This is a genomic window from Pseudomonas sp. MHK4 (assembly GCF_054600775.1).
The window spans coordinates 26809-36065 of sequence record NZ_BAAIAK010000026.1; the positions used below are offsets into that span (position 1 = coordinate 26809).

The 9257-nt window shown below is 53.8% G+C and carries 9 protein-coding genes and 1 pseudogene; 3 read left to right on the plus strand and 7 right to left on the minus strand.

What is annotated here, in order from left to right; translation table 11 throughout:
- Window positions 1–3 precede the first annotated feature (3 nt).
- On the minus strand, window positions 4–729 hold the full coding sequence (locus ACYP2Q_RS30845; RefSeq protein ID WP_459733968.1) for a sulfite exporter TauE/SafE family protein: 726 nt from the start codon (window positions 727–729) through the stop codon (window positions 4–6).
- Between the two features lie 107 nt (window positions 730–836).
- On the opposite strand from ACYP2Q_RS30845, the gene ACYP2Q_RS30850 reads away from it, so the two are divergent.
- The gene (locus ACYP2Q_RS30850) at window positions 837–1727 is read left to right on the plus strand and encodes a LysR substrate-binding domain-containing protein (protein ID WP_459733969.1); all 891 of its coding nucleotides are present in this window, start codon (window positions 837–839) and stop codon (window positions 1725–1727) included.
- 33 nt (window positions 1728–1760) lie between these two features.
- On the opposite strand, the gene phnY is transcribed toward ACYP2Q_RS30850, so the two are convergent.
- Both phnY and ACYP2Q_RS30860 read right to left on the minus strand, forming a co-directional pair.
- Window positions 1761–3221 carry a phosphonoacetaldehyde dehydrogenase gene (gene phnY, locus ACYP2Q_RS30855; protein WP_459733970.1) on the minus strand — a complete coding sequence of 487 codons (1461 nt, stop codon included), beginning with the start codon at window positions 3219–3221 and terminating at the stop codon, window positions 1761–1763.
- 27 nt (window positions 3222–3248) lie between these two features.
- Window positions 3249–4124, minus strand: a complete 876-nt coding sequence (locus tag ACYP2Q_RS30860; protein WP_459733971.1) for a TauD/TfdA dioxygenase family protein — start codon at window positions 4122–4124, stop codon at window positions 3249–3251.
- 311 nt (window positions 4125–4435) lie between these two features.
- Between ACYP2Q_RS30860 and ACYP2Q_RS30865 the strand changes: the two genes are divergently transcribed.
- Window positions 4436–4573, plus strand: a complete 138-nt coding sequence (locus ACYP2Q_RS30865) for a hypothetical protein (RefSeq protein WP_459733973.1) — start codon at window positions 4436–4438, stop codon at window positions 4571–4573.
- A 31-nt stretch (window positions 4574–4604) separates the two neighbouring features.
- Here the strand turns inward: ACYP2Q_RS30865 and ACYP2Q_RS30870 are convergent, their stop codons facing one another.
- From ACYP2Q_RS30870 to ACYP2Q_RS30880, 3 genes are read right to left on the minus strand one after another with little or no spacing between them, the layout of a single operon-like run.
- A complete protein-coding gene (locus ACYP2Q_RS30870; RefSeq protein WP_459733975.1) occupies window positions 4605–5624 on the minus strand; it encodes an ABC transporter substrate-binding protein in 1020 nt (339 codons plus the stop codon).
- A gap of 31 nt (window positions 5625–5655) precedes the next feature.
- Window positions 5656–6456 (minus strand): ABC transporter ATP-binding protein, encoded by an 801-nt coding sequence (locus ACYP2Q_RS30875; RefSeq protein WP_459733976.1) that lies wholly within the window; start codon window positions 6454–6456, stop codon window positions 5656–5658.
- Between the two features lies 1 nt (window position 6457).
- The gene (locus tag ACYP2Q_RS30880) at window positions 6458–7342 is read right to left on the minus strand and encodes an ABC transporter permease (protein ID WP_459733977.1); all 885 of its coding nucleotides are present in this window, start codon (window positions 7340–7342) and stop codon (window positions 6458–6460) included.
- Window positions 7343–7723: 381 nt separating this feature from the next.
- Here ACYP2Q_RS30880 and ACYP2Q_RS30885 point away from each other — a divergent pair, with 381 nt between their 5' ends.
- Window positions 7724–8812: an LLM class flavin-dependent oxidoreductase gene (locus tag ACYP2Q_RS30885; protein ID WP_459733978.1), complete on the plus strand. Its 1089-nt coding sequence runs from the start codon at window positions 7724–7726 to the stop codon at window positions 8810–8812.
- A 255-nt stretch (window positions 8813–9067) separates the two neighbouring features.
- Here the strand turns inward: ACYP2Q_RS30885 and ACYP2Q_RS30890 are convergent.
- Window positions 9068–9257 (minus strand): annotated as a pseudogene (locus ACYP2Q_RS30890) (type VI secretion IcmF C-terminal domain-containing protein); the annotation flags it as partial.

Below are 9257 nucleotides of genomic sequence, written 5' to 3' on the forward strand. Positions count from 1 at the left end.
CCTTCAGGTCAATCCCCCTGCTATTAAAGAAACTCCCGAAAGCAGCATCAAAACATCCAGAAGTCTTTGAAATGTCGTCATGGAAATCTTTAGCGTAATAAACTTGCCAATCGACATGCCTGCAGCAAGCGAGAGTCCAATCAGCAAGCCTTTTAATACAACGCTCAGGGGAAGGCCTCCAATCGCTTTGAAAGTGATTGCCTTGCTCAAGTAAATAACGAACGAGGCGGCAGCTTCGGTTGAGAGCAATGGTCCTTTCATTAACCCATACGCGGAAAAAATAGGAATAGTCAGCGGCCCGGTGGAAAGAACAATGCCTGTGAGGTAGCCAACAAGAGCCCCTGCGACTGAGAGCTGCCAAAGCGAAAGGGTGAAATTTCTTGTTTTTGCCCAGTGGCGATAGGGAATCATCAGCAGAAAAAATGCCCCGAGGGCGATATCAATCCAGGTCGCTTTCAAGCTCCAAAGTGTTTGCGCACCAAAAGCAGCTGCCGGTACCCCAGCCACCGAATAGGCAAAAAACGCCTTCCACTGAATGTCCTTTCGCCAAAGGATAACTCTTGAAATATTACCGACGATAGCTGCCACCGCCATGATCGGTACTGCCTGCTTGGGGCCGAAACAAAGGGCGAGTGCAGGCAGAAGCATGATAGAGGCCCCCGTTCCGATTACACCACTGACGACGCCTGAAATGACCCCGATAAACAAAACGAGTAAGTATTCTGTCATTTGTCTTCCACTGCGAATGTTTGGTTATGTAAAGCAATTCACGATACTGTGAGAAATTGAATCGATGTGCTAAAAATTCATGTCCCAGTGATAGTGGGTGCGTAATCATGTATGAGCTTCCTCCGTTTACAGCAATTCGGACATTTCTGGTCGCGTGTCGAGCAGGAAGCTTTACCGCTGCCGCACATGAGCTTTGTGTGACTCATGGTGCAGTGAGTCGCCAAATCCAGTCTTTGGAAACCTGGCTCGGACAAAGCCTTTTCGAAAAGCACGGTCAGCGAATGGTACCTACTCCTCATGCGCAGGGTTTGGCTCGGGAAATGAGTACCACACTTGAAAATCTTGTAGAAATCCTACAGCGTTATGGAAAAGGAGAAACCAAAAACAGTCTGCGCGTGAGTGTCCCAACGACGTTCGGCATGCGTTGGTTAATTCCCAGACTGACAGATTTCTACTCAAAGAACCCAGACTCCAATATTCAAATACTTACCGTCACAACGCAACAACAGCAAAACAATTCAAGTTTCGATATCGCCATAAGGCGCGAAGGAACGTCGATTGAAGGATACCAATCATCTTTTCGATTTTTAAGTGACCACCACACCGTGATCGCAGCGCCCCATCTTCTAGAAGAAAAACCCTTGAATTGCCTTGAGGATTTTGATCGACATATAATTTTTGAAACTGAAACCCGACCTGGCCATTGGAAAGAGTGGTTTTTGGCCGCGAATTTTGCGGATAACGGGGGATTGAGACGTCAAAGATTTGATCATTTTCATGTCACCTTACAAGGTATAATAGATGGACTAGGCATTGGGATAGGACCCGTTGCGACACTAAGCCTGGATATAGCTGCTGGAAAAATTAAAATACCGTTTGGAGATATAACTGTTGCCCATCAGCATTACTGCGCATCCACACCAGTGGGCATTCAAAAAACCACACTTCATCGAGAATTTGAAGACTGGCTTATTGCTATGGGTGATTTGACTTTATAACTGCACACAGTTACAGAGCCGTACTGAATATACTTAATTCAGCGCCCAGGGCAAAGAGTAGGTTTTTATGTTAGTGAAATTTTTCATCGACTCCTGGATGCCTTCTTTGTGCCCCAACCCGGAGGCTTTTATACCCCCAAAAGGGGTGTTCTCCAAACGAAATCCAGGGACTTCCCAGATATTAACGGTACCGACGTTAAGCGCTTGGATAAAACGGGTTATGTAATCCAGTCGCTGTGTGCAAAGAGCAGAAGACAAGCCGTAGGGTGTGCTATTTGCAATGGCAATAGCTTGTTCCACACCCGAAAATTCTATTATTGGCGAAACCGGACCAAATGTTTCTTGTTGAACAATAGCCATTGCAGGATCAACACGATCCAGCACAGTTGGCATATAGCTGGCACCGTCGCGTCGATGTCCATGTAACAGACGAGCACCTTGACTTATAGCTGCAGCAACACGCTGCTCGCACTCTATAGCTGCAGCAGTATCGATCAAGGTTCCGATATCCACACTTTCGTCCATGGGATCTCCCATTTTCCAACGTTCGGTGCCTTCGACGAGGAGTTCGGTAAAGCGTTTGGATACTGATTTCTCCACCAGTATTCTTTTGATAGCAGTGCATCTTTGACCCGAATTTTTATATGACCCATTAATAGCCAAAAAAGCTGCTTTTTCTAGATCCGCATCCTCCATGATTATCAGCGGATCATTACCGCCAAGTTCAAGAATCACTCGCCTATAGCCGGCCATTGATGCGACTTTTTTCCCTACTGCAACGCTACCCGTAAAAGCAACCAAATCGACATGCTCGTTGCATATCAGCTCGCTTGCTATTTCGTTTGGATCGCCAGTGACAACCTGAAAAATCTCTTCTGGCAAGCCTGCTTCTGATAGCAAGTCACGAAGAAACAGTGCAGAAAGCGGAGTCTTTTCAGACGGTTTCAGAATGACTCGGTTGTTGGTTGCAATCGCCGGACAAATTTTATGAGCCACTTGATTCATCGGATGATTAAAGGGGGTTATGGCGGATATCACACCTTGGAGTGGTTCTCGAAGAGTGAATATTTTTCGTTGCGCATGGGGGTTGAAAACATCACAAGAAAATATTTGCTCATTGTTTTTTGTTAACTCATAAATTGTGGCTTGAAAGACGCTCAGCACGCGCTCAACCTCGTACCGAGAGTCTTTCAGGCAAAGCCCTGACTCCATAGTGATTAGTCGGGCCGCATTATTTCTTTCCACCTCAAGTAGCGCAGCAGCTTTATTGAGAATTACGATCAACTCAAAGCGACTGAATTTATGACGAAAACTAGCGGCAGTATTTATTCTTTGCTTTACCTCAGCACAGGACATTTTTTCTATCTGCGCTATTACCTCATAATTATAAGGATTGTAGACATTTATACCTCTCATACAATCTGATTCGGTTTTTTCTAGGATTGAGAGGGATCTTGAAAAATAACGTTCAAAAAAACTTGATCTGCTTTGCATGGTTGCCCCGCTTTCCACCGAATGATGTTATCTGCGACATTCAGGATTGGATTGGACCTGCGTACGCCACATGACTCTTCTTGTGTTTTCATCAAAGGAGTCGCGGCGATGCATCGTACAGCGGTTATCCCAGATTAAAATGTCACCGACAGCCCACTGTTGGGTCCAGGACAACTCAGGAGCTTGCGTATATTTCCATAATTCATTAAGCAATGCCTCGGAGTCGGCCACGGAATACCCAGCCACATAAGCATTTAACCGCCTTCCCAAGTACAGGAAGCTTTTACGTGTGACAGGGTGCTGCTGAATAATAGGGTGAATTGATCCAGGGCACGTGGTAACGTCAGTGACATCATTGAAGCCATACCGAAGCTCACCTACCGCGGTATAACTGCGATCATGTTTGATCGAGAGCGTCGCAATTTTTTCTTTTAAATCCGCAGGAATCGCGTCATATACCTTGTACATGTTCATGAATTCCGTATTTCCGCCACTCTCGGGAATTTCAACGGCGTATAAAATACTTGCTATCGGAGGTGTTTTTGTATAGCACATATCTGTATGCCAATATGCTTCTTTTGCTCCGAGATGACCTATTGCAAGACCATTATTTTTTATGTTTGAAACTATCATCAACTCGGGATGCTCGCTGCTTGATGTTAGTTTGTTTTCTTGGTTCAGAGCTCGTTCTGGCAAGCCGAAAATTTCACTAAATGTAATCAGTTCTTTTTTGCTCAGTGACTGATTGCGGACTCGACAAACCAAGCCACTATGCCAAGCTTCAATTAGTTTTTGTATGTGGGTGATCTTATAGGGTGCTGATACATTAAATCCGCGCATCTGGCTACCTAACACTTCGGATATAGCTTCAAAGCTGACTTCATCATCAGTGTCTGCATTCAAAATTTGCCCCTCCCGCCAATCTTAAATTAAGTGCGAACTGGCTGAGTAGCCGCTCTGTTGGTTCGCCATATTCTTATTGGGAGGAAATGAGATGTCAAAGACAACAACTTGAATTTATCTCACATACCAGTGAACTTGAAACACAGATAAATTTATGCAAAATAGATTTGAGAGATCTTTCTTTTAAGTTTGTAGGCATTTTCACTTACTTTGTTGCATCGCTGTAGGAAAGCGTTGAATAAAAGGCGATAGAGTAATTTTACAGCGCGGTCAATTCTCAGTGTGTATGTGCGGACGCTACCGCCATCAGCATGGAACGCGGCAACGAAAACGCCGCGTACCGTCTGGCTGCCATGACCGACCAGGACGTCAAGCTGGCGACCGAACTGACCGAGAGCGTGATGTCTTATCTGCATATCCCTAGCAGCAACAAATCGCCGAAAAAGTGAGTGCTCCCCGACGCCCGCTGTAGCGCCAGCGCTAGCGCTCCGATTGCCTCAGCGTCAGGAACGGCGCGGAAAACAACGCGGTATCCGTGAGCTTTTCAACGTCGACGCGATGGGGAAAGATCTTCTTTTCCACGAACAGGTCATCGACTTGCTGCAAGGCCTGCACGTCCCGTGGCTCGACCGGCAACAGCGATTCGTCGCCCCAACTGCGCAGGCGTTGCGAGACGTCCAGCGGGATATCGTTCACCTTGGCAAAGACCCGCGCGTACTCCTCGGGGTTCTGTTGGGCCCACTCGAATGCCTTGGCGAAACGCTGCAATACATCAGCGAGTGCCTTGCGCTTGAGCGGGTCGCCCAGGACTTCATCCGAGGCGGTAATGAACGTCAGCCCGCTGTTGATGCCCTCGCCGCTGATCAGCACCCGTGCGCCCTGCTGCTCGGCAAAGGCCTGATAGATGCCGAACGTGGCCCAGGCTTCGATCTTGCCGGCGTTGAACGCCGCCAGGGCGTCGGTCGGCAGGACGAACCCGACGTTGACGTCCTGCTCGTCGACCCCGGCGTTTGCCAGTGCGCGAATCAACAGGTATTGGGCAATGCTGCCCCGGGCCGAAGACACTACGACGTTGCGGCCCTTGAGATCCGCCACGCTGCGAATGGGCGAATCGGCGGGCACCAGGATGGCAATGCTGCGCGATTGACTGCGCCGTACCGCGACGATGCGCAAAGGCGTGCCACCCGTGGCAGCGGCCAGCACCGGCGTGTCACCGGCCGGCCCCAGGTCGACCGCCCCGGCGCGCAAGGCTTCGAACAACGGCGCAGCCCCCTGGAAGTTTGCCCATTGCACCTTGTAGTCGATGCCCTCCAATGCGTTGGCCGCCTCGACCACGGTGCGCAAGCCCTTGGCCTGATCGCCCAGCACCAGCGTCACGCCGGACAAATCGCCTTGCCCGGTAGCCGCCGATTTGCTTTCAACCGATTCGCCGCAACCGCTGAGCAGCAGCGCGGCTCCTGTGAGCAACCCAACCGCAGATTTCCATACGCGACTCGACATGGCGTTACCTCCTTGGAGCAAAAGACTGGCCTCAGCCATGGGCAAACCGCCGCACCGTGGTGTTCGAAGCCTGGCGCCCGGCGACTGGCGCCGGTTCCACTTCAACCCCGAGCAAACCCAGGAGCCGCGCACGAATGGCCTGGAAACCGTCCTGGCCGCTGTCGCGCGCCCGGGGCAGATCGATGGTCAACTGGTCGGCGATCTTGCCGTTGGCCAGGACGATGACCCGGTCGGCCAGCAGGATGGCTTCATCCACGTCGTGGGTGACCAGCAGTACGGCCGGATTGTGTTTGCGCCACAACTCGATGATCAGCCGATGCATGCGAATCCGCGTCAGCGCATCGAGTGCGGCGAACGGTTCATCGAGCAGCAACAACTTGGGTTCGCGCACCAGGCCACGGGCCAGCGCCACGCGCTGCGCTTCGCCGCCGGAGAGCGTGGCCGGGAAGGCTTCGAGGCGATGCGCCAGCCCTACCTCGGTCAGGGCCTGCACCGCACGCGCCTTGGCGTCCGGCACGTGCAGGCCCAGGATCACGTTCTTCCAGGCACGTTTCCAGGGCATCAAGCGCGGCTCCTGGAACACCGCCGCCCGCGCCTTGGGCACCTGCAACTGGCCGCTGTCGATGCTGTCGAGCCCGGCCAGGCTGCGCAGCAAGGTGGTCTTGCCTGAGCCGCTGGCCCCCAGCAAGGCGACGAATTCGCCAGGTGCAATGTCCAGGTCCAGGCCGTCGATGACCCGCTGCTGGCCGAACTGGCGCACCACATTGCGCAGTTGTACCGGCGCGTTCGAATGGGCCGCTTTGGGCGCGTTCAAAAGATCGATGCTCGACATGTCAATTCCTCACGAAAGATGGGCGCCAGGCCAGGGCAAAACGTTCCAGGGTACGGATCAGCCCGTCGATCAACAGGCCGAGGACGCTGTAGATCAGCAGGCAGATGACGATCACGTCGGTGCGCATGAAGTCCCGTGCATCACTGGCCAAAAAGCCGATGCCGGCGGTGGTATTGATCTGCTCGACGAACACCAGGGCCAGCCAGGAAATCCCCAGGGAATAACGCAGGCCGACAAAAAACGAGGGCAAGGAACCCGGCAGGATCACATGCCAGATCAACTCGCGACGATTGAGGCCCAGGGTGTTGGCGGCCTCGATCAGCTTGGGGTCGATGTTGCGGATGCCAGCGAACAGGTTCAGGTACACCGGGAAGGTCGTGCCGGTGACGATCAGCGCGATCTTGGTGAATTCGCCGATGCCGAACCACAGGATGAACAACGGCACCAGCGCCAGGGAAGGAATGGTGCGCAGCATCTGCAGCGGCGAATCGAGTATCACCTCGCCACGTTTGGACAGGCCGCTGACCAGGGCGGCGGCGACGCCGATGCTGACACCGATGCTCAAGCCCACCAACGCCCGCTGCAGCGACACCAGCAAGTGCTTGCCCAGCTCACCGGAAGCGATCATCGCCCACAACGTGCCACCGATCTGCGAAGGCGCGGCGATGATGCGCTGCGGGATCAGCCCCCACTGGGAGGCCAGTTCCCACAACAGCAACAGTGCTATGGGGCTGAGCAAGCGCAGGAACACTTCCGGGGTCCGCCAGTTGCGCAACCAGTGCGGGATCAGCCTCGCCGGGCCTTGAAGTGCGCCGTCATGACGCGCCGCCTTGTTGACGGAAAACGAGCTGCCGGCGCTCGGGGTATCGAAGATCTTTTCAGTCATCAGGCATCCTTCCTCTTGAAGAACATGGCCAGAGGTGCCATGCATCAGCTACGGTTTTCATGCTATTCGCATAAAAAACCGCAGTGAAATTCTTTTTAGGAATAACCTAATATGATTAAAAATCAGATACGGATTAATCATATTAAATTATTTGCATAATCATCATGCCGTTCCATGCCCGTTGCAGGCTGCAAGGCAGGCACCGATTAAAATGCACATAATTCATATCCATAAATAATCTTCATTCATCAACTTCATAATTAACTTAGAACCAAACGGCATTTCACAGGCGCACCCCGCAGCGCCTATTTTTGCTCACACAGACCGACCCCCTGCCAGGTGGAGGCTTGAATCACGCCTATCCCACGACAAGGAACTCCCATGAGCATCGAATTCATCGGCTACATCGGCGGTCATCATTCCTCGGAAATCCACCCACGCAGTGGTCCAGTCCTGCAACCCGACTATGTGGAAAAAGTCGCCCGCGCCCATGACGAGGCCGGGTTCGACCGGGCCCTGGTGGCCTTCCACTCCAACAGCCCGGACAGCACCCTGATCGCCTCCCACGCCGCCAGCGTGACCAAGAACCTCAAGTTCCTGATCGCCCATCGCCCCGGTTTTGCCGCGCCGACCCTGGCCGCCCGGCAGTTCACCACCCTCGACGTGTTCAATGGCGGACGCACCGCCGTGCACATCATCACCGGTGGCGAGGACCGCGAACTGCGTGCCGATGGCAGCTACATCGGCAAGGACGAGCGCTATGCCCGCACCGATGAGTATCTCGATGTAGTGCGCCAGGAATGGACCCGTGAGGAACCCTTCGACTACCAGGGCCAGTATTACCAGGTCGAGGGCGCGCACTCCGCGGTGAAGTCGCCGCAACTGCCGCACATCCCGCTGTATTTCGGCGGCTCATCGGCAGCGGCCATCGAGGTCGCGGGCAAGCATGCGGACGTGTATGCGCTATGGGGCGAAACCTACGAGCAAGTGCGCGAAGTGGTGAAGCAGGTACGCGCCGAGGCGGCCAAGCATGGCCGCAGCATTCGTTTCAGCCTGTCGTTGCGACCGATTCTGGCGGACACCGAAGACCAGGCCTGGGCACGCGCCGAGCGCATCCTGCAACAGGCAACAGCGTTGGCCGAACAGAACGGTTTCGTGCGCCGCGAACCACCGAACGAAGGCTCCCGCCGCCTGCTCGCCGCTGCCGCCCAGGGCGCGCGCCTGGACAAGCGACTGTGGACCGGCATCGCCGGCCTGCTGGGCGCACAAGGTAACTCGACCGCCCTCGTTGGCACCCCGGAACAAGTAGCAGAAGCCCTGCTCGATTACTACGACCTGGGCATCACCACCTTCCTGATCCGCGGTTTCGACCCGCTGGACGACGCCATAGACTACGGCAAGCGCCTGATTCCTCTCACCCGCCAGCTGGTGGCCGAGCGCGAGCAGCAAAAGGCGGAAAAAGTCGCCTGACAGAACACACGCATATCCTGTAGGAGCAAGCTTGCTCGCGATGGCCCTTAACGATGACGCTATAAACCTGACACCCCACGGCGTACTCAGGTTATTCGTCGGAACGCCGCCTGGAGCAAGTTCGCTCCTACAGTGCGTTAAAATCGACGGGCACACCCATAATTCTGTAGGAGCCGGCTTGTCGGGTCGCCGCATCGCAGAGAAAGCGCCCCACCGGCCCCACGTCCCAAACAAACCAGCGCCTGCCCTTTACACTTACAGCGGCACTTTTTCACCCTTGCCCAAAAAGATCTGCGTCGGCAACTTGAAGCCACGCAACTTGAGCAACGCCATCGGCCCTGCCCCCAGTTCGGTGCGCAAGTACCAGGTCAGGCCGATGCCATCGGGCGCCTTGAGCACCATCCGAAAACGGCTGTCGCCATCGTCCAGTGGCGTGACCTGGGCT